The sequence below is a fragment of the Pseudomonas sp. PA-6-3C genome, from assembly GCF_021605825.1.
In the GTDB taxonomy this organism is placed as follows: domain Bacteria; phylum Pseudomonadota; class Gammaproteobacteria; order Pseudomonadales; family Pseudomonadaceae; genus Aquipseudomonas; species Aquipseudomonas edaphica.
Map to the genome: position 1 here is coordinate 19,734 of NZ_WKDV01000015.1, position 19,524 is coordinate 39,257.

17 protein-coding genes are annotated in these 19,524 nt (G+C 59.1%); 6 read left to right on the forward strand and 11 right to left on the reverse strand.

The window, feature by feature from the left end; translation table 11 throughout:
- The first annotated feature begins 150 nt into the window (after positions 1-150).
- Positions 151-1,401, forward strand: coding sequence for a 2-aminoadipate transaminase (locus tag GIW48_RS12425; RefSeq protein WP_236460457.1), 1,251 nt, complete (start codon positions 151-153; stop codon positions 1,399-1,401).
- Here the strand turns inward: GIW48_RS12425 and GIW48_RS12430 are convergent.
- The gene (locus tag GIW48_RS12430; RefSeq protein ID WP_236460459.1) at positions 1,398-3,413 is read right to left on the reverse strand and encodes a c-type cytochrome; all 2,016 of its coding nucleotides are present in this window, start codon (positions 3,411-3,413) and stop codon (positions 1,398-1,400) included. The two genes, GIW48_RS12425 and GIW48_RS12430, sit on opposite strands and share 4 nt — an antisense overlap.
- A 199-nt stretch (positions 3,414-3,612) precedes the next feature.
- On the opposite strand from GIW48_RS12430, the gene GIW48_RS12435 reads away from it, so the two are divergent.
- Positions 3,613-4,116 (forward strand): DUF6622 family protein, encoded by a 504-nt coding sequence (locus GIW48_RS12435; RefSeq protein WP_170040532.1) that lies wholly within the window; start codon positions 3,613-3,615, stop codon positions 4,114-4,116.
- A 71-nt stretch (positions 4,117-4,187) separates the two neighbouring features.
- Positions 4,188-4,907 carry a hypothetical protein gene (locus tag GIW48_RS12440; RefSeq protein WP_017135403.1) on the forward strand — a complete coding sequence of 240 codons (720 nt, stop codon included), beginning with the start codon at positions 4,188-4,190 and terminating at the stop codon, positions 4,905-4,907.
- Positions 4,908-5,024: 117 nt separating this feature from the next.
- Here the strand turns inward: GIW48_RS12440 and ptaA are convergent, their stop codons facing one another.
- Together ptaA and glyA are read right to left on the reverse strand one after the other, a co-directional pair.
- Entirely contained in the window at positions 5,025-6,104 is a 1,080-nt protein-coding gene (gene ptaA / locus GIW48_RS12445; protein WP_236460460.1) for a pyoverdine biosynthesis transaminase PtaA, read from the reverse strand.
- Between the two features lie 96 nt (positions 6,105-6,200).
- On the reverse strand, positions 6,201-7,556 hold the full coding sequence (gene glyA, locus GIW48_RS12450) for a serine hydroxymethyltransferase (protein ID WP_236460461.1): 1,356 nt from the start codon (positions 7,554-7,556) through the stop codon (positions 6,201-6,203).
- A gap of 274 nt (positions 7,557-7,830) precedes the next feature.
- Here glyA and GIW48_RS12455 point away from each other — a divergent pair, with 274 nt between their 5' ends.
- Together GIW48_RS12455 and GIW48_RS12460 are read left to right on the forward strand one after the other, a co-directional pair.
- Entirely contained in the window at positions 7,831-8,436 is a 606-nt protein-coding gene (locus tag GIW48_RS12455; protein ID WP_017135066.1) for a helix-turn-helix transcriptional regulator, read from the forward strand.
- The gene (locus tag GIW48_RS12460; RefSeq protein ID WP_017135067.1) at positions 8,423-9,301 is read left to right on the forward strand and encodes a queuosine precursor transporter; all 879 of its coding nucleotides are present in this window, start codon (positions 8,423-8,425) and stop codon (positions 9,299-9,301) included. Before GIW48_RS12455 ends, GIW48_RS12460 begins: the two co-directional genes overlap by 14 nt.
- A 125-nt stretch (positions 9,302-9,426) precedes the next feature.
- Here the strand turns inward: GIW48_RS12460 and queC are convergent, their stop codons facing one another.
- The 8 genes from queC to hmpA all read right to left on the reverse strand — a co-directional run bounded on the left by queC (position 9,427) and on the right by hmpA (position 17,741).
- Positions 9,427-10,125: a 7-cyano-7-deazaguanine synthase QueC gene (gene queC, locus GIW48_RS12465; protein WP_017135068.1), complete on the reverse strand. Its 699-nt coding sequence runs from the start codon at positions 10,123-10,125 to the stop codon at positions 9,427-9,429.
- 103 nt (positions 10,126-10,228) lie between these two features.
- Positions 10,229-11,116 carry a heme o synthase gene (cyoE, locus tag GIW48_RS12470; RefSeq protein ID WP_017135069.1) on the reverse strand — a complete coding sequence of 296 codons (888 nt, stop codon included), beginning with the start codon at positions 11,114-11,116 and terminating at the stop codon, positions 10,229-10,231.
- An 11-nt stretch (positions 11,117-11,127) separates the two neighbouring features.
- Positions 11,128-11,469 carry a cytochrome o ubiquinol oxidase subunit IV gene (gene cyoD / locus GIW48_RS12475; RefSeq protein ID WP_010206434.1) on the reverse strand — a complete coding sequence of 114 codons (342 nt, stop codon included), beginning with the start codon at positions 11,467-11,469 and terminating at the stop codon, positions 11,128-11,130.
- On the reverse strand, positions 11,469-12,095 hold the full coding sequence (locus GIW48_RS12480) for a cytochrome o ubiquinol oxidase subunit III (RefSeq protein ID WP_010206435.1): 627 nt from the start codon (positions 12,093-12,095) through the stop codon (positions 11,469-11,471). Before GIW48_RS12480 ends, cyoD begins: the two co-directional genes overlap by 1 nt.
- A 3-nt stretch (positions 12,096-12,098) precedes the next feature.
- Complete coding sequence (gene cyoB / locus GIW48_RS12485) at positions 12,099-14,117, reverse strand: cytochrome o ubiquinol oxidase subunit I (RefSeq protein ID WP_017135070.1); 2,019 nt, start codon at positions 14,115-14,117, stop codon at positions 12,099-12,101.
- 3 nt (positions 14,118-14,120) lie between these two features.
- On the reverse strand, positions 14,121-15,062 hold the full coding sequence (gene cyoA / locus GIW48_RS12490; protein ID WP_026013527.1) for a ubiquinol oxidase subunit II: 942 nt from the start codon (positions 15,060-15,062) through the stop codon (positions 14,121-14,123).
- Between the two features lie 793 nt (positions 15,063-15,855).
- Positions 15,856-16,362 carry a disulfide bond formation protein B gene (locus tag GIW48_RS12495; protein ID WP_170040524.1) on the reverse strand — a complete coding sequence of 169 codons (507 nt, stop codon included), beginning with the start codon at positions 16,360-16,362 and terminating at the stop codon, positions 15,856-15,858.
- A gap of 197 nt (positions 16,363-16,559) precedes the next feature.
- Positions 16,560-17,741: an NO-inducible flavohemoprotein gene (gene hmpA / locus GIW48_RS12500; RefSeq protein WP_017135073.1), complete on the reverse strand. Its 1,182-nt coding sequence runs from the start codon at positions 17,739-17,741 to the stop codon at positions 16,560-16,562.
- A gap of 147 nt (positions 17,742-17,888) precedes the next feature.
- Here hmpA and norR point away from each other — a divergent pair, with 147 nt between their 5' ends.
- Positions 17,889-19,433, forward strand: a complete 1,545-nt coding sequence (gene norR / locus GIW48_RS12505) for a nitric oxide reductase transcriptional regulator NorR (protein WP_236460462.1) — start codon at positions 17,889-17,891, stop codon at positions 19,431-19,433.
- Positions 19,434-19,524 lie beyond the last annotated feature (91 nt).

Sequence of the window (19,524 nt, forward strand, 5' to 3'; positions counted from 1 at the left end):
GTATTGTCAGGTTTGCAGCGCGGCCACAAACGACCTTTAGGCAACAGCTCCTTCCGATTTGGAATGACCCGGCGATTTTATTTCGTTTGCGGCAAGGCCGGCTGCGCGGCTTAGATAAATACACGCCCGCCATTGCCGAGTCCCCGATTCATGAGCCGCGAAAGCATCAGCCAGTCGATTTCCATCGTTCACCCCATCAGCCTCAGTCACGGTAAAAATGCCGAAGTCTGGGACACCACGGGCAAGCGCTATATCGATTTTGTCGGTGGCATTGGCGTGCTCAACCTCGGGCACTGTCACCCAGGCGTGGTGGAAGCGATTCGCGAACAAGCCACCCGGCTCACCCACTATGCCTTCAACGCCGCGCCGCATGCGCCCTACATCGAGCTGATGGATCGCCTTTGTGCGTTTATCCCGGTGGATTACGCGGTAAGCGGCATGCTCACCAACAGCGGCGCGGAAGCGGCGGAAAACGCCTTGAAAATCGTGCGCGGCGCCACCGGCCGCACGGCGGTGATCGCCTTTGACGGCGCCTTCCACGGCCGCACCCTGGCCACGCTTAACCTGAATGGCAAGGTGGCGCCCTACAAGCAAAAGGTCGGCGTACTACCCGGCCCGGTGTATCACCTGCCCTACCCCAGCGCCGATAACGGTGTGACCTGCGCCGAAGCCCTGAAGGCCATGGACCGTCTGTTCAGTGTGGAAATCGACGTCAACGATGTGGCCTGTTTCATCATCGAGCCGGTGCAGGGCGAAGGCGGCTTTCTGGCCCTGGACATCGAGTTCGCCCAGGCCCTGCGCCGCTTCTGTGATGATAAAAACATCCTGCTGATTGTCGATGAAATCCAGTCCGGCTTCGGGCGTACCGGCCAGCGTTTTGTCTTCTCGCGCCTGGGCATCGAGCCGGATCTGATCCTGCTCGGCAAAAGCATCGCCGGTGGCGTGCCATTGGGCGCGGTGGTCGGGCGCAAGGCGCTGCTCGACAACTTGCCCAAAGGCGGCCTCGGTGGCACCTATTCCGGAAACCCAATTGCCTGCGCGGCTGCTTTGGCAACATTGGATGCGATGACCGACGCGCAATTGAAAACCTGGGGGTCACAGCAGGAAGCCGCCATCGTTCGCCGTTATGCCGCCTGGCGCGAGCAACAGCTGTCGCCCTATCTGGGCCGCCTGACCGGCGTGGGTGCCATGCGCGGCATCGAGCTGGCCCATGCCGACGGCACGCCCGCTCCCCAGCAACTGACCCAACTGCTCAGCCTGGCACGCGATGCCGGCTTGCTGCTGATGCCCAGCGGCAAGTCGCGGCATATCATCCGCCTGCTGGCACCGCTGACCACCGAGCCTGCGGTGCTGGAGCAAGGCCTGGATATTCTCGAGGCCTGCCTTAAGCAGTTGAACTAGTAGCGCGCATCCACGGGCTTGCCGCCGTTGGGCCAGTCTTTGACCTTGTCCGGAAAATCCGGGCGCGGTTGGCCAGAGAAATACGCCGCCACATCCACCGCTTCCTGGTCCGACAAACCGCCCTGCCCCAGCGGGAATTTTTCGTGGAAGCCGATCGGCATGTTGCGCTTCACAAACGCCGCCGCGGTGTAAGGCCGCGCCATACCAGCGCCGATATTGAACGACTGCTCGCCCCACAGTGGCGGATACACCAGCTCGCCGTCGGCACGCGCCAGGCCTTGGCCGTTATCGCCATGGCACACCGCGCATTGCTTGGCATACACCTGCTTGCCGTTGTCCAGGTCCGGCTTGATCGCCGGGTCGATCTTGCCCACGCCACGCCCGGCGACTTTATCTTCAGGGCGGGTGTTGTTTTTCATCCAGTCAAAGTAGGCGACCATCGCCTGCATATCCGCCGACTGCGGCGCCAGCGGCTTGCCGTTCATGGAACGGCGGAAACAGCCATTGATGCGCTCCTCCAGCGTGACCACCTTGCCCGCACGCGGCGCGTAACTGGGGAAGAACGCCGACACACCCACAAACGGCGAACCATCCGCCACGGTGCCGGCGTTGAGATGGCAACTGGTGCAGTTGAGCGAATTGCCGACGTTATCCGGCAGCAGCGCCTTGGTTTGCAGGTGCAGGCGCATGCCGCGGACAACCTGGTCGGCGTTGGGTGCGGCGAGCAAATTCGCCAGCCTTGGGGTTTCGAAGGCTGACGAATCGGTGGTGTCAGGGTTGAGTTGGTCACGCAGTTTCTTCACTTGGCCCGCATTGATTGGCGTGCCTTCGTTGCCCCAACGGGTGCGCACGAAAGTGAGAATTTCGGCGATTTCCTGATCGGCCAGTCGGCTGAAACCGGGCATGGTGTAGACCCTTGGGTGGGCGGCGGTTTGCGCGGTTTCCCAGCCGGTCAGGGTGATATGCAACAGCGAAGTCGGGTTGTTCGAGGCAATGCTCGGGTTACCGGCCAAAGGTGGAAACAGGCCTTTTACGCCAGCGCCGTCACTGCGGTGGCAATCACTGCAAAACTGCATATAGCCCAGGCCGCCACGGCTGGTGAACAGGTCGGCTGGCGGTGCGGCCGGTGCTTGGGCGACCGCTGGCATTGGCAGATCATCTTTACCGGGCGGCAAGGATTTGAGGTAACTGGCGATGGCCGTGAGGTCGTCGTCACTGAAATGCTGGGTGCTGTGGTGGATCACATCGGCCATGTTGCCAGCGACCGTGGCAAAGCGGTTCTGCCCGGTCTTGAGCAGTTGCACGGTGTCTGGCACCGTCCACAGGTTGCGCAGGCTCAGGGCGCGCCAGTGCTCGACGGTTTCACCGGCCAGGTAATGCCGGCCGCTGCGGCCCGTATCGCTCATGGCTTTTTCCTGGAAGGCGATGCCCCGTGGCGTGTGGCACGAGCCGCAATGCCCCAGGCCCTGGACCAGGTAGGCACCACGGTTGAGCACCGCGCTACGCTGCGGGTCGGGTTGGAACGGCTGCTTGTCGAGAAAGGCAACATTCCACAGCGCCAGGCCCCAGCGCTGATTGAACGGGAAGCCCATGTCCGCCTCAAGGTTGGCCTGTCGCACCGGCTCCACGCCTTGCATCAGGTAGGCGTACAGGGCGCGCATGTCCTCTGCGCTCATCTTCGCGTAGGACGGATACGGCATCGCCGGGTAAAGGTTGATGCCCGCCGGCGTCACGCCTTCACGCATCACCTTGTCGAACTGCTCGAAGCTGTAATTACCGATACCAGTGTCGCGGTCCGGCGTGATGTTGCTCGAATAAATCGTGCCCATCGGCGTGCTCAGCTCCAGCCCGCCGGCCATCACCTGACCGTGCCTGGCGGTATGGCAGGCGATGCAGTCGCCCAGTTGGGCCACGTATTGACCCTGCTCGATTTGGGTTGGGGCGGCGTGCAGAGGTAGCGCAAGACACAGCGTCGCCCCCAGCAAGGCCAGGCGGGACAATGAAAAGGCCATTGCATTAATCCTTTAATAACCTGGCGTGGAGTAGCCCCCTCGGCGCAGGCCAGCGGTTGTTTTTATGGGTTCATCAGGCCTTTGTGTTGTAACGGGTTTTGCCGTGGAGGGTGTTGATGTGAGTCAGCGCCAAATCGATGGACAAAACGATGATGGCTCAACGACTATCAGCGCTTCCCGCCCCTGCAAGGAAGCACCCATGCTCGATATCCTCCAAGGCACGCCCGTGTGGGTGTACGCCATCTACCTGTGGATTTGTTATTACGGCATCAAGGCCTGCATGGGCGGGCGTGAGAATCGCCGCTCGCTGCTGATTTTGCCGGTGGTGCTGGTGGTGTGGTCGCTGATGTCGCTGGCGCCCTCGATCCTGTCGAGTGGTGCCTGGGTCGGTGGTGTGCTGGCAGGCTGGCTGATGGGGATGTTGCTGTTCAACGCCGATGGCGCCCGGCTCGATGCCAATGGCGAAACGCTGGTGCTGGCGGGTACCTGGAAAACCCTGTTGATCTCGCAGCTGTTCTTTGCGGTGAAATACTACTTCGGCTATCAGCAGGCCGTGCATCCGTTGCTGTTGAGCACACCTGAGATGTTGCTGGCCGTAGGCGGTGTGTCGGGGTTTACCGTTGGTCTGTTCTGCGGGCGGGCCGATCGATTGCAGCGGGCGCTGAGCGCCTTGCGCCGCGATAAGGGCAGTGTGCTGCCTTGACCTGACCTGCGTGGCCGCCGAAAATGCGCGACGCTTTTTTGTCTCCCGTTTACTGAAGTAGTGAAATTTCAATGCCTGATTCTTACACCGAACACGCCGCCGAAGAATCCGTAGTCGCCCTGCACTCGAAGGCCGAATACGAAAACGCCATCAATCTTTCACAGCATGTGCCTGCGGCCAAGATCATCAGCGAGATGGTGCTGGACGCGTTCCACACCTCCAAGGAAAGCGACCAGATCCGTGAACTGCGCGTGGCCATTCGCCAGGCCCATGACGCTTTCGACGACGACAAGGCCTACGACCTGATGGGCCAGCTCAAGCAACTCAAGGATGCCGAGGCGGCCGACAATATCGCCCTGGAAGACTTGAGCAGTAAGTTCTCGATCAGCCGCATCCTCTCCAGTTTCAAGGACGATCCCGAGTTTCAGGAGCTGGTCTACGGCCTGGCCCTCAAGGTGCTGAACCAGTCTCACCAGGCCATCAGCAACCCAAGCGCCGGCAAGGGCAAAGCTGCACGGGCCAAGAAAGAAGCCGAAGTGTTTGTGATCAGCAAGGATGGCATCAGCGTCACCCTGCCGCTGCGCACGCCGCGCTCCAAGCTCAACGTTGACCGCGAGGCGTTCGAGTTTTTGGGCTTCAGCTTTGTGGGTGAAGGTGATGAGGCTGAGCTTGAAACCGAGAGCTTTGTGGATAACGCCGGCGCCGAGCAGCCGTTGAGCCGCAAGAGTGTGATTACTGCGCTGCAGCAGCAGACGGCGTTTGATGGGTACAGCATCGCGCAGCAACAGTAACGCATTGCTCAAAAGGTGGGAGCTGGCTTGCCTGCGATAGCATCACCTCGGTTTGCCTTATAGACCGAGGTGCTGCTATCGCAGGCAAGCCAGCTCCCACATGGGTTTTGTGTTGCTTTAAAGACTCGCGAACACCTCGCGAAACCGCGCCATCTCCTGTTTATTGCCCACCGTCACCCGCACCCACTGCGGCCAATCCTTCCACACCCGCCCGACCAATACGCCCTGTGCCGCCAGCTTCTCGATGATCTGTTCTGCCGGTTGCTTCACGTTAATCATGAAGCAATTACTTTGCGACGCGGTGCAGGCAAAACCACGCCCCTTTAGCCAAGCCACGGTTTCGTCACGCAATTGGGCGTTGAGCGCCTTGCGTTGCGGCACCAGCTTGAGGTCTTCCAGGCTCGCCCGAGCACCGAGTAACGTGGACGCCGCCGGCACATTGTCGCCACCAAACACCGCCAGCCGTTCCAGCAACACCGGGTGGCCGATCGCCAGGCCCAGGCGCGCACCGGCCATGCCGTAGATTTTCGAGAAGGTGCGCAGCACCAGTAAGTCGTCGTGATCCTTGACCCAACTCACGCAGCTTTGTGCGTCGCAGAAGTCGATGTAGGCCTCGTCCACCACCAGCACGCAGCCTTTGGGTTTGTTCGCCAGCGCCTGGCGGATCGCTTCGGTGGGTGTCAGGGTGCCGGTCGGGTTGTTGGGGTTGCACAGGTACAGCATGCCCGCCTGAGGGTCGGCGGCAAGCATGGCCGGCACGTCATGGGCGTGGTCGGCATTGAGGCTCACTTCGTACACCGGTGCCTTCCATGACTCGGCGGCCTGACGCGGTACTTCATAGGACGGCGTGGCCATCACCAGACCACGGGCCTGACTGGTAAACGCCAGCACCGCGTAGCGCAGGGCGGCCATGGAGCCGGCAAATACAGCGACCTGTTCTTCGATAAGCCCCTGCGATTTGGCGAACTGTTCGGCCAAGCCGTACATGTAACCATAGGGGTACAGCCCGGAGAGGCCGATGCCACGCTGCATCGCCTCGCGGACGGAGTCCGAGGGACCGTAGGGGCTTTCGTTGTAATTAAGCCGCACCGTGTCCGCCGGAGCCGCTGGCTGGCTGGCGACCGCCCAATCCAGGCGGCCCAGCACCGGCAGGGCCGCGCCAAAGGCGAGAAGAGACCGACGACTTACGCTGAACATGGCGCGACTCCTTGTAGACGGGTGATGGTTTCTCACGGTTCGTACAAAGAAGTATGACGAGAAGGCGCTCAGCTGATTTAGCCACCTGCGCCGTGATCAACCCTCCAGGTAGTCGGCGATCGGGTAATTCATGCACAGGGCCTCTACCGCTGTGCGCACCTGCTCGCGCACCTCAGGCCCAAGCCGATAGTCCTGTTCGCCCAGCGGGGTGGCGTTTTCCAACACCCGGCACACCAGCGCAATCACCTGGCGGCAACCCTCGGCGTCGAGTTCGCGTTGCGCCATGCAGCCGGTGCCAATACACAAACCGCTGGTGACCAACTTCGAGCGTGTCTCGCCTGGTACGCGATGCTTGCTCACCACAATGGCGCAAGACTCCAGGGCCGCCTCGGCGATGGCACCGGTCATGGCGCCCCGCAACCGGATCAGTACCGTATGGTTGTCACTGCGCCCGCCCACCACGTCGTAACCCTGGGCCGCAAACGCACTGGCCACCTCATCGGCAAGCGCACGGCCACGCCCCATACAGGCATCAAACTCTGCTGACTTCGCGTACCCGAAGGCAGCCGCTTTTGCCGCGATCATATTCACCGCCGGCGCCCCTTGCATACGCGGGAACACGGCTTGATCCAGCACACGGCTGAACGTCGACCGCAGGCCAGGCACCTTGGCCTCGGCGTCGCGGCCGCACAGGATCAACCCGCCCCGTGGGCCGCCCAATTGCTTGTGCGTGCAGGTGATGGTGACGTGGGCGGCGTTGATCGGGCTCGGGTGGCGCCCCGTCACCACCAACCCGGCGATAGCGGAAATATCCGCCAAGAGGATGGCGCCCGCCTCGTCGGCAATTGCGCGAAACCGCTCAAAATCCACCACCCTTGAGTACGCACCCGCACCGCAAATAATGATGCGTGGGCGATGGGCCAGGGCCAGGCTGCGCACTTGCTCATAATCGATAAGGCCATCGTCGGTGGTGCCGTAGCGGATAGCCTTGTAATAGGCCCCGGTGAACACCGCCGGGCTGCCATGGGTGAGTTCGCCGCCATGGTCGTGGGCCATGCCCAGTAGCGTATCGCCCGGCTCAAGCAGCGCCGAAAGCACTTGGGATATGGCATTGGACGCCGAATGAGGCTGCACGCCGGCGTAATGTGCATCGAACAACTCCCGCGCCCTGCGGATGGCCAGGGATTCCACTAAATCGACATTTTCGCAGCCGGTGCGATAGCGTTTGCCGGGCGTGCCTTCGGCGCTCACGTTGACCAGGGCAGAAGCGCAGGCCACCAGAGTGCGGGGCTTGACCGCGCAGGAAGAAGCCACCAATGAGAGGGTGCGATGCTGGCGAGTGACTTCAGCATCCAGCAGGCTGGCGAGTTCGAAGTCTTCTGCGCGCAGATCCGCCAGGCCACGACGCAGCAGGTCGGCCTGGTCTTTCAGAGGTACGGTATTGAATGCCATCAGTGCGGGTCCCTTCCTGGGCGTTGCGTGCCGGTCCGTCCTGAACCGAGAGGATCAATTAAACAGGAAATTAAACATTTTCCAAATCAAATGTTCATTTTCCAGACTCCAGCCCCATCAAAAGCACGCCCGCAGCGCATCCGGACTTTATTGTTAGGGCCGACGCATGCAACACTCCCGCCGCCGCAAAACCACAAGCGCCCCCGGAACGGGCGCTCCCTGCTGTGGTTGCGCAAACAACGGACGTTAACGACTAAAAGGAAGTGGTGAGCACGTGATACACAGACGCGAAAAAACCGAGCACTTGAAGAGCAACATCAAGTACTTGATCAAAAGCCGCGGCGAGACGCAGCTGTCGCTATCGAATGCCGCCGGCCTGACCAGGACCACCATCTACAACATCCTGGAAGGCAAGGTCGTCAACGTGCAGCAGTCCACTGTCCGCAAGATCTCGGACTTCTTCGGTGTTTCCTACGATGAAATCGAGACCCTCGATTTTGAAGCCAAGGAAATCATCGAGAGCAGTGTTTCCCCACAGGGCAACATGAACCCGGCCGCCGTGCCGGTGCTCAAGGAAAGCCTGGTGATCCAGAACCTGGACAAGCGCATTGGCGAGTTGGCCACCCTGTATCCGCTGACCTACTACTTCGGCTCTTCCTACAACCTGATCGGTGTGCGCCTGGAGCGTGGCATTCCCGGTATCAACGAGCCGGGCGATTTGCTCATCGTGCAAAAAGGCACGTCAACGCTGGGCAAAGAAAAGCTGGTGTACGACCGGGCCATCCAAAAGATGTTTATCACCCTTGAAGCCTGCGCTGGCTCAGAGCGCCTGTGTGTAATCGGCGACATCATTGAGGAGCGCTTCAATGACAACGTATGAAGCAGGCATCGAAAACAGCAAATACAAGCTGCTGGGCTTTGAGAATGACAAGCGCCTGGCGGTGATCATGGTGATCGCCACCGGCAAGGTCATCAAGATGAAGCTGAGTGAAGTCATCAACAGCGAAATAATGGACAACCTCAATAAAATGGAAGTTAAGAACATGTACAAGAAGTTTTATTCACAGGGAGGGACGCTGACGGCCTACGATATAAACGACCGCAACGAAAACTCCTGGATGATCTACATCATCCTGAACCTGTTGCTGTTCACGTTTTATATCTTCACCAGCATTGCCGCGACCAAGCCTATTTACCTGGAGTCGATGGGCATCATCGTCACGCCAGGCACGTTTCTGTACCCGCTGACGTTTTTGATCGTGGATTTGCTCAACGAGCAATTCGGCCTGCGGCTGGCCAGACGTGCCATTTTGTTTGCGTTCGCCAGTAACGCGATGATCATCATCCTGCTCTACGGCTCGACGTTTCTGCCAGGGCTGCCAGGCTGGAAACTCGATGGCCCTTACAACGATGTGATCATTCAGGTGTCCTCGGTACTGGTCGCGTCCTCGGTCTCGTTCCTGGTGTCGGAGAACATAAACTCCTACTTGCTGTGCAAGATCAAGGAACTGACCAACTCCAAATACCTGTACCTGCGGATTTTCCTCAGTACGTTCTTTGCGGTGATTATCGACAGTTTCCTGTTCTGCTTTATTGCGTTCTATGGCGCGATGCAGACCAGCGACATCTTGAGCATGATCTACGTGCAGATCGCGATCAAAGTCGGCTTTGCGTTTTTTAATATCCTGCCGGCCTATGGCGCGCGTGCGTTGTTCAAACGCTGGATTACCGGTAGCGCTGCCTGATGTAATGCGCTCTAAATGTGGGAGCTGGCTTGCCTGCGATGCAGACAACTCGGTATGTCAGTGACATTCAGTTGATGCTATCGCAGGCAAGCCAGCTCCCACATGACCGAGTATGACTCCTACAACTAGCTCAGTTGCAACTTCTGCTTCAGGCTGCTCATCACACCCGCCTTGTCCTGCAAATACTCATTCAAGCCCCGAGCCCGCAGGTTGCATGCATCGCAATTACCGCAGCCGGTGCCGATGATGCCGTTGTAGCAAGTCAGGGTCTGGTGCTGAACCAGGTCCAGTTGCTGGTGGTAATCTGCCAAAGCCCAGGTCTCAGCCTTGTTCAGCCACATCAACGGCGTGTCCAGGCGCAGCTTGTAATCCATCCCCAGTTCAAGCGCCGTGTTCAGCGCTTTGACAAAATCATCGCGGCAATCGGGGTAACCCGAGAAGTCGGTCTCGCAGACACCGGTAATCACGCTTTCAGCTTTGACCTGATAGGCGTAGATCGCCGCCAGGGTCAGAAACAGAATATTGCGCCCCGGCACAAACGTGCTCGGCAGGCTTTCGCCCGAGCTGTTCACGGTCGGCACCGGAATGTTGTCGCGGGTCAGGCTGCTGATCGCCAGCTCGTTGAGCAGCGACACGTCCATCACTTTGTGAACGGTGGCGCCCAACTGCTTGGCCAACTTCTGCGCGACTTCAACTTCGGCCACATGGCGCTGGCCATAATCGAAGGTAATGCAGTGCACTTCGTCATACTGCCCCAGCGCCTGGATCAGGCAGGTGGTCGAGTCCTGCCCGCCACTGAATACCATCACGGCTTTTTTAGTCATCACGTTGCTTCCTGCATTTGTAGAATGTGGGAATAGTTTAAAGGCCACTCAATAAAAAGCCCCGCGCTTCTTGCGAAGGCGGGGCTTTTTATTGCTCGGTGACTCAGTGTGCGTAGGTCAGCAACAGCTCTTTCGGCACTTGGAAATCCAGGGACATCATCACGCTGAGCGCGGTGATGGTGAAGATCGAGAACACGAACAGCTTGCGCGCCCAGACGGTGTCATCCACCGCCTTGTAGCCGGTCCAGGCCATGTACAACCAGTACATGCCCATGGCGGCGGCGACGGCGAGGTAGCTCATGCCGGCATAGCCACTGAAGGTCAACATCAAGGTCGCCACGAGGAAGGCCAGGATGTAGAGCAGGATGTGTTTCTTGGCCACCTGAATGCCACGTTTAACCGGCAGAACCGGAATCGACGCAGCCAGGTAGTCATTGAAGCGGAAGATCGCGATGGCATAGGAGTGCGGCATCTGCCACAGGCTGAACATCACCAGCAGCACCAGCGCAGCCATGTCGAAGCTATTGGTTACAGCCACATAACCAATCACCGGCGGCATCGCCCCCGACAGACTGCCCACCAGCGTGCCGTGAACCGACTTGCGCTTGAGGTACAGACTGTAAAGGCCGACGTAGATAACAAAACCGATCACGGCAAACAGCGCCGCCAACGGGTTGGCCACCTTGTACAACAGGGCTACACCGGCAACACCCAGGACGGTCGCGTAGATCAGTGCCAGTTTCAGGGAGATAAGGCCCTGCACCAGCACACGATTCTTGGTGCGTTCCATCTTCAAGTCGATGTCACGGTCGATGCAGTTGTTGAACACACAACCGGAAGCTACCACCAGGGACGTGCCGATCATCGCAGCCAAGAAAATGGCCAGATCGACATGCCCCTTGGAGGCCAGGAAGAAACCGCCTGCCACAGAAAGCACGTTACCGAAAATGATCCCCGGTTTGGTGATTTGGATAAAGTGCTTAAGCGACATCGGGTCTTACCTCACTTCGCCATCATGAACGTATGGATGCTGAACATGATCCATATCGACAGGCCAACCAGCAGCAGGATCACAAGACCTGCGAACACGAACGCAATCACGTTATCGCGCTGCTCTTTCGAGCGATCCAGGTGCAGGAAGTACACCAGGTGAACCAGAACCTGAATCACCGCGAACGCCAGGACGATCATCAAGGTGATCGACTTCGGCAAGGTTGGGTACATCACCAGGCCGAACGGGATCAGGGTCAGGATGACCGACAGGATGAAACCGATAGCGTAAGACTTTACGCTGCCGTGGCTCGCATCATGGCTGTCATGGTCATGGGAGTGTGCATTAGCCATTACAGAGTCCCCATCAAGTAAACGACGGTGAATACGCAGATCCAGACCACGTCCAGGAAGTGCCAGAACAGGCTCAGGCAGCTCAGGCGAGTCTTGTTGGTGTTGGTCAGGCCGTGCTTATTGACCTGATACATCATCACCGCCATCCACAGCAGGCCGGCAGTTACGTGCAGACCGTGGGTGCCTACCAGCGTGAAGAACGCGGACAGGAAGCCGGAACGGTGCGGGCCGTAGCCTTCGGAGATCAGCAGGTGGAACTCGTTGATCTCCATGCCGATGAAGCCCAGGCCGAACAGGAAGGTCAGTGCCAACCAGCTCAGTACGCCTTTCTTGTTGCCCTTGTAGAAGGCCAACATGGCGAAGCCGTAGGTGATCGAACTGAACAACAGCAAGGCGGTTTCGCCGAGCACGTAAGGCAGTTCGAAGATGTCGTGGCCCGACGGGCCACCCGCTACGTTGTTTACCAGTACCGCGTACACCGCGAAGATCGACGCAAACAAGATGCAGTCGGTCATCAGGTAGAGCCAGAAACCGAATACGGTCATTGGCCCCGAGTCGTGGTGATGGTCATCGTGCCCATGGTCATCGACATGGGCGTGTCCAGCATTGGTCACTAAGTTCGACATGGTTTAAGCCTGTTCCAACGAGGTTTCTACACGGTTGGCCGGGATTTTCTTCTCGGCTACCAGGCGAGCGTGCTGCTCGGCTTCGATGCGTTCGATCGTCTCGACCGGCACCATGTAGCCTTGATCATCACGGGCAGCGTGAATGATGAAGTAACCGATAGTGCCTACCAGGCCCACGATTGCCAGCCACCAGATGTGCCAGATCATCGCGAAACCGAACACGGTCAACAGCGCGCCCATCACCACGCCAGTGGCGGTGTTGTTCGGCATGTGGATCGGCTCGTAGTGCTTAGGACGCTGGTACGCAGTACCGTCTTCCTTGGCTTCGGTGAACGCATCAATGGTGTTCGCAGTAGGGATCACAGCGAAGTTGTAGAACGGCGGTGGCGACGAAGTCGACCATTCCAGGGTGTGGCCATTCCATGGGTCACCGGAGTCGCAAGCGTTCTGCTTACGGTCACGGATGCTCACGTACAGCTGGATCAGCTGGCAGGCAATACCGGCAGCAATCATCAACGCACCGAACATGGCGACGTACAGGTACGGCACCCACTCAGGGTTGGTAGTGGCGTTCAGACGACGGGTCATGCCCATGAAGCCCAGCGCGTAGAGCGGCATGAACGCGACGAAGAAGCCCGAGATCCAGAACCAGAATGCAGCCTTGCCCCAACCTTCGTGCAGCTTGAAGCCGAACGCTTTCGGGAAGTAGAAGCTGAAACCTGCGATGTAGCCGAATACAGCACCACCGATGATCACGTTGTGGAAGTGCGCGATCACGAACAGGCTGTTATGCAGTACGAAGTCAGCACCCGGGATGGCCAGCAGTACGCCGGTCATGCCGCCGATGGCGAAGGTCACCATGAAGCCCAGGGTCCACAGAACCTGGCTGGTGATACGCAGACGGCCGTGGTAGATGGTGAATAGCCAGTTGAATAGCTTCACCCCCGTCGGGATCGAAATCAACATCGTCGCCAGGCCGAAGAAGGCGTTGACGCTGGCCCCCGAACCCATGGTGAAGAAGTGGTGCAGCCACACCATGAAGCCCAGTACAGAGATTGCGCCCGATGCATAAACCATCGAGTGGTGACCGAACAGGCGCTTGCCGGTAAAGGTCGAGATCACTTCAGAGAAGATACCGAACGCTGGCAGGATCAGGATGTACACCTCAGGGTGACCCCATGCCCAGAACAGGTTCACGTACATCATTGGATTGCCACCAAGTTCATTGGTGAAAATGTGGAAATCCAGGTAACGGTCAAGCGACAGCAGCGCCATGGTAGCGGCCAGGATCGGGAACGAAGCCACGATCAGGACGTTGGCCCAGGTGCAGGTCCAGGTGAAGATCGGCATGTCCATCAGTTTCATGCCAGGGGCGCGCATTTTCAGGACGGTGGCCAGGAAGTTGACCCCCGTTAGCGTCGTCCCGAGTCCTGATAACTGTAGCGCCCAGATGTAGTAGTCCACACCCACGCCCGGACTGTACTGAATACCCGACAACGGCGGATACGCAACCCAGCCGGTCTTGGCGAATTCGCCGACGCCCAGGGACAGGTTGATCAGCACCACGCCGGAAACCAGCAGCCAGAAGCTCAGGGAGTTCAGGAACGGGTAGGCAACGTCACGCGCACCGATCTGCAGCGGCAAGGCCAGGTTCATCAAGCCGGTGAAGAATGGCATCGCCATGAAGATGATCATGATCACACCGTGAGCGGTGAAGATCTGGTCATAGTGTTCAGGCGGCAGGTAGCCAGGCGAACCCTCGGTGGCCATGGCCAACTGGGTACGCATCATGATGGCGTCGGCAAAACCACGCAGCAGCATGACCATGGCAACGATGACGTACATGACACCGATTTTCTTGTGGTCGACAGACGTCAGCCACTCGGTCCACAGGTAGGTCCACTTCTTGAAATACGTGATTGCAGCAAACAGTGCCAGACCACCCAGCGCGATCATGGCGATGGTCACCATCACGATCGGCTCGTGGAACGGGACCGCATCCCAACTTAATTTACCAAACATCGTTTACTCCTCTGCCCCAGCAGTTGAATGCGAGCCCGTGTCAGAACCTTCAACCACGGCCACTTCTTTCTTCTCGTGCTTGACCGGCTTGCCTGGCTTCATACCTTCGTACTTGTCGACGATTTTCTGAAACAGGTCCGGCTCAAACGCGGAGTACAGAGCGACTGGGTTGTTCTGGCTTGGTTTGGTCAGGGCGTCGTATTCAGCTTGATCAAGCTGTTTAGGTGCGGCCTTGACTGCGGCTACCCAGGCGTTGAAGTCTTCCTGGCTCGTCGAGATCGCTTTGAATTTCATGCCGGTGAAGCCAGCGCCGCTGTAGTTCGCGGAGATGCCTTCCATTTCAGCTTTTTCGTTGGCGATCAGGTGCAGGCGAGTCTGCATGCCCGCCATCGCGTAGATCTGGCCGCCCAGTGCAGGGATGAAGAACGAGTTCATCACGGCATCGGAGGTGATCCGGAAATTAAGCGGAGTGTTCTCCGGGAACTGGATCTCGTTGACCGTGGCGATACCCAGGTCCGGGTAGATGAACAGCCACTTCCAGTCCAGCGCGACCACTTCGATATTGATCGGCTTGACGTTGGATTCCAGCGGACGGTACGGGTCCAGCTCGTGGGTCGACTTATAGGTGATGTAACCCAGGGCGATGATGATGAGGACCGGCACCAGCCACACGGCGATTTCGATCTTGGTGGAGTGCGACCACTTAGGCGCGTAGGTAGCGCTGGTGTTCGACGCGCGGTATTTCCAGGCGAAGGCGAAGGTCATGATGATCACAGGGACCACGACCAGCAGCATCAGCAGGGTAGCGGTGATGATCAGGTTTCGTTGATCCAGACCGATCTGTCCTTTTGGGTCCATCAAGGTCCACTTGCAGCCTCCCAGCATTAACAGCATGCCAATCAGCGGCAAAAAGCCTAGTAATCGGGGGTACCTGTTTTTACTCATCTCACGACCTCTAAAGCAGCTTGCGCAATGCAGTTGGGTTTTGATCGCCAACACTTCACCCTGCCAAGGGTTGGCATTTCTCTTCGATTGAATAAGAGCCTGCCCGTCACGCCATAACTGTACGTTTCACGGACCTGCGGTGAGTTCTTATTCGATTTCGTGGTTAAAGGCCTTGTTACAGACCAATTCCATTTGGTGCGGATAGTTGAAAGGCTGCCGGAACCTTGGGGTCGCACAGAGCCGTCCATCTGCCCCTCGACCGCTCCAGTGCTCAAATATTGAACAGCACCGGACATTCAGTGCGGGCGATTGTAGTTAGCTAGCGATGTATAAACCATGTCTTATAAAGAAATAATTTTTATCGATTACAGCAACAATCCTTCACTAATCCTGCAAAGGTTCGCGATCTTATCGTGTTCGATTCCCAACAAAAACCACAAAAATTGCCGTGTTATTGGGCACAACGCCACTTCCCTTACACCTTGTAAGGGCTTGCAAAACGGATCCAAGCCCCCATAAAACAAGGCATTCGGACATCACCCAATGGCTCGCACGGCGTGACATTCGCGGCATCGCCCAAACGATGAACTGACAGCACAATTTAGCCATCGGGTGCAAATTCAGGCGGCGGTTTGATGGGTCAGAAACGTCCTGCGGCAACGTCCGTGTGACAACATGTCGCACGCTGCGCGCACCTATTGTTGCCCCTCGTCACGGCCCTTTCACAAATCCCTACAACCAAAAACGCCCCGGACTTCCTTCAAGGAAGACCGGGGCGTTTTGGCGAGCAGACTCAGGCCTGGCGTTGGCGATTGCGATAGATGCCCAGCGGCACCAGAATCACCGTCAGCACGAACGCCACCAGCGCCCATTGCGCCAGGGACAAGCCAAGGATGGGCGGGTACGGCGTGCTGCAGAAGCCGTCGACCTGGAAGCCCAATGGAAACACCTTGGCCAGTGGCAGTTCATCGACAATCGGCTGCAGCACATCGACGCCGCAACTGACCTCCGGGAAGAACTGGGTGTAGACGTGGTGGCCTGCAACTGCGACGCCGCCCACGGCACTGAGGACTACCAGCCCTTCAAACACAGTGACCGCACTTTTGCGACGCATGGCGGCGCCGATAAAGGCAAAGATCGCAATCAACAGCAAAGCGTAGCGCTGCAGGATACACAGCGGGCACGGCGCCTCGCCCAACACCACTTGCATATACAGCGCACCGCCAATCAGCGCCAGGCAGATGATGCCCAGCAACACCAGAAAGCGCCGCTCCCTGCCTAAACGCAATTCGTCACTCATCCCCGTTTTCCCTTTGTCGTTGTGCCAATGCCGGCAAGTTTACACACAGAGCATGGTTAAAACAGAGAGGGGTTAACTGCGGATTAATCGGGATAAATGTTGTGGCTGAGCGGACGCCATCGCGGGCAAGCCCGGCTCCCACAGGGAATCGCATTCCAATGTGGGAGCCGGGCTTGTTGTGGCGAGGGTAGATGTACTTATTCCAGCGCCGCCGCCGGGCCGAAGAACTCGTAGCGCGCCTGCTGCTCCGGCACACCCAACGCCTTCAGATGGCGTTTGATCGCCGCCATAAAGCCTTTAGGCCCCAGGAAGTACGCATCCAGGTCACGTTCCTCGGGCAACCACGCCGCCAATTGCTCCTGGCTCAACAGCCCCACCTTGTCCGCCGCAGGGCTCACGCCGTCGTCCTCGGCATAGCAGTAAAAGCGTTTGAGCTGCGGGTGCCTGGCCGCCAGGGCATCGACCCAATCACGGAACGCATGCACGCCGCCGTTGCGGGCGCAGTGGATAAAGTGCACCGGGCGCTCGGTTGCCAGGGCCGCTTCAAGCATGGGCAATGTGGGGGTAATGCCTACCCCGCCGCTGATCAGCACCAGCGGTTTATCGCTGGCCGCCAGCGTGAACTCACCCGATGGCGGGAACAGGTCGATGGTTGCACCGACATGCATCTGGTCATGCAGGTAGTTGGACACCCGCCCACCGGCCTCGCGTTTGACGCTGATGCGGTACAGGCCCGCATCGCTCAGGGCCGACAGGGAATAGTTGCGGCGCACTTCTTCGCCGTCCAGCACCAGCTTCATGCCGATGTACTGGCCCGGCGCGGCTTGCAGGATCGGGCCGTTGTCCACAGGGGCAAAGTAGAAGGAGATGATCTCGTCGCTCTCCTCCACACGCTTGACCAACAGGAATGGCCGCGCACCGCGCCAGCCGCCCGGCGCCTGGGCTTTTTCATCGTAGATGGCCGCTTCGGCGCCAATCAGGATGTCGGCCAACTGGCCGTAGGCCGCGCCCCAGGCATTCATCACCTCAGGCGTGGCGATCTCGCTGCCGAGCACTTCAGAGATGGCGCGCAGCAGGCAGGCGCCCACAATCGGGTAGTGTTCCGGCAGGATCTGCAAGGCCACATGTTTGTTGATGATCTTGGCCACCAGGTCACCCAGTTGGTCCAACTGATCGATGTGCCGCGCATACATCAGCACGCCATTGGCCAGCGCACGGGGCTGGTCACCGCTGGCCTGGTGGGCCTGGTTGAACAGCGGGCGAACTTCTGGGTATTCGCTGAGCATCATGCGGTAAAAATGCGTGATCAGCGCTTCGCCGCCGCTCTCCAGCAGGGGCACAGTGGATTTGACGATGGCACGGTCTTGGGCACTAAGCATGGCAGACTCCTGGGTCTCTTTACTGATTACCTTTACCTACTCAGCATTCGTGCCAACTAATTAATCGTTATAATTCAATAAGTTAAATATAATGTAGTCAGTATGACTCCCTACACCTTATAGTCACAAGGACTACAAGGAGTCATTATGACTGCACAATCGCTGCTCACCACCCTGCTGCCCCTGGTCGCCGACCTGTCCCGCGAACTGCCCGAGGGCGAGCGCTATCGACGCCTGTTGCAAGCCATGCGCGCACTGTTGCCGTGCGATGCCGCCGCGTTGTTACGCCTGGACGGTGAGTGGCTGGTGCCGCTGGCAGTGGATGGGTTGAGCGCCGATACCCTTGGCCGTCGCTTCAAGGTCAGCGAACACCCGCGCTTTGAAGTGTTGCTGAGCAGCGCTGGCCCTACCCGGTTTGACAGCGACAGCGAACTGCCCGACCCCTACGACGGCTTGGTCGACGGCCTGCACGGGCACCTGGAAGTGCACGACTGCATGGGTTGCCCGCTGTTTATCGACGACCAGCCCTGGGGCCTGCTGACCCTCGACGCGCTGGACACCGAGCGTTTCGAACGCGTTGAGCTGGATGCTTTGCAAGCCTTTGCCAGCCTGGCGGCGGCCACGGTTAATGTCGCCGAACGCATCGAGCGCCTGGCATTACGCGCCGAGGACGAACATCAGCGCGCCGAGATCTACCGCCAGGCCAGCGGCCAACAGCACAAGGAAATGATCGGCCAGAGCAAGGCGCACAAGCGTCTGGTCGAGGAGATCAAGCTGGTGGGCGGCAGCGACCTGACCGTGCTGATTACCGGCGAAACCGGGGTCGGCAAGGAGCTGGTCGCCCAAGCCATCCACGCCGCGTCCCCGCGTGCGGACAAGCCGATGATCAGCCTCAACTGCGCCGCGCTGCCGGAAACCCTGGTGGAAAGCGAACTGTTCGGCCACGTGCGCGGCGCCTTTACCGGCGCGTTGAATGAACGCCGTGGCAAGTTCGAGCTGGCCAATGGCGGCACCCTATTCCTGGATGAAGTGGGCGAATTGTCGCTGACCGTGCAGGCCAAATTACTGCGCGTGCTGCAAAGCGGCCAGTTGCAGCGCTTGGGTTCGGACAAGGAACACCAGGTGGATGTACGCCTGATTGCCGCCACCAACCGCGACCTCGCCGAAGAAGTGCGCAATGGCCGCTACCGCGCCGACTTCTACCACCGCCTGAGCGTGTACCCGCTGCAAGTGCCGGCGCTACGTGAGCGCGGGCGGGACGTGTTGCTGCTGGCGGGGTACTTCCTGGAGCAGAACCGTTCGCGCATGGGCCTGGGCAGCCTGCGCCTGACCAGCGACGCCCAGGCCGCGCTGCTGGCCTATAACTGGCCAGGCAATGTGCGGGAGCTGGAACATTTGATCGGGCGCAGCGCGCTCAAAGCCCTGGGTAACTGCCGCGAGCGGCCGAAGATTCTGAGCCTGAGCGCCCAGGACCTGGACCTGCCGGACGTCAGCGCGCCGGCTATCGAAGCACCGCTGCAAGCGCCGCTGGCCGTGAACGGCGACCTGCGCCAGGCCACCGAGCATTACCAGCGCCAGGTCATCAGCGCTTGCCTGGATCGCCACCAGCACAACTGGGCCAGCGCCGCCCGCGAACTCGGCCTGGACCGCGCCAATCTTGGCCGCATGGCCAAGCGCCTGGGCCTCAAATAGCCCAACTGTGGGAGCTGGCTTGCCTGCGATGGCGGTGGGTCAGCTAGCTCAACTTTGACTGACCCACCGCCATCGCAGGCAAGCCAGCTCC

Excerpts from the sequence above, each read along its gene's own strand:
- GIW48_RS12460 (WP_017135067.1), top strand. The coding sequence starts at position 8,423 with ATGACAACGTATGAAGCAGGCATCGAAAACAGCAAATACAAGCTGCTG.
- cyoE (WP_017135069.1), bottom strand. The coding sequence starts at position 11,116 with ATGTCGCTTAAGCACTTTATCCAAATCACCAAACCGGGGATCATTTTC.
- glyA (WP_236460461.1), bottom strand. The coding sequence starts at position 7,556 with ATGGCATTCAATACCGTACCTCTGAAAGACCAGGCCGACCTGCTGCGT.
- GIW48_RS12430 (WP_236460459.1), bottom strand. The coding sequence starts at position 3,413 with ATGGCCTTTTCATTGTCCCGCCTGGCCTTGCTGGGGGCGACGCTGTGT.
- GIW48_RS12495 (WP_170040524.1), bottom strand. The coding sequence starts at position 16,362 with ATGAGTGACGAATTGCGTTTAGGCAGGGAGCGGCGCTTTCTGGTGTTG.
- norR (WP_236460462.1), top strand. The coding sequence starts at position 17,889 with ATGACTGCACAATCGCTGCTCACCACCCTGCTGCCCCTGGTCGCCGAC.
- cyoB (WP_017135070.1), bottom strand. The coding sequence starts at position 14,117 with ATGTTTGGTAAATTAAGTTGGGATGCGGTCCCGTTCCACGAGCCGATC.
- GIW48_RS12480 (WP_010206435.1), bottom strand. The coding sequence starts at position 12,095 with ATGTCGAACTTAGTGACCAATGCTGGACACGCCCATGTCGATGACCAT.
- hmpA (WP_017135073.1), bottom strand. The coding sequence starts at position 17,741 with ATGCTTAGTGCCCAAGACCGTGCCATCGTCAAATCCACTGTGCCCCTG.
- ptaA (WP_236460460.1), bottom strand. The coding sequence starts at position 6,104 with ATGTTCAGCGTAAGTCGTCGGTCTCTTCTCGCCTTTGGCGCGGCCCTG.
- queC (WP_017135068.1), bottom strand. The coding sequence starts at position 10,125 with ATGACTAAAAAAGCCGTGATGGTATTCAGTGGCGGGCAGGACTCGACC.
- GIW48_RS12435 (WP_170040532.1), top strand. The coding sequence starts at position 3,613 with ATGCTCGATATCCTCCAAGGCACGCCCGTGTGGGTGTACGCCATCTAC.
- GIW48_RS12425 (WP_236460457.1), top strand. The coding sequence starts at position 151 with ATGAGCCGCGAAAGCATCAGCCAGTCGATTTCCATCGTTCACCCCATC.
- GIW48_RS12440 (WP_017135403.1), top strand. The coding sequence starts at position 4,188 with ATGCCTGATTCTTACACCGAACACGCCGCCGAAGAATCCGTAGTCGCC.
- cyoD (WP_010206434.1), bottom strand. The coding sequence starts at position 11,469 with ATGGCTAATGCACACTCCCATGACCATGACAGCCATGATGCGAGCCAC.
- cyoA (WP_026013527.1), bottom strand. The coding sequence starts at position 15,062 with ATGAGTAAAAACAGGTACCCCCGATTACTAGGCTTTTTGCCGCTGATT.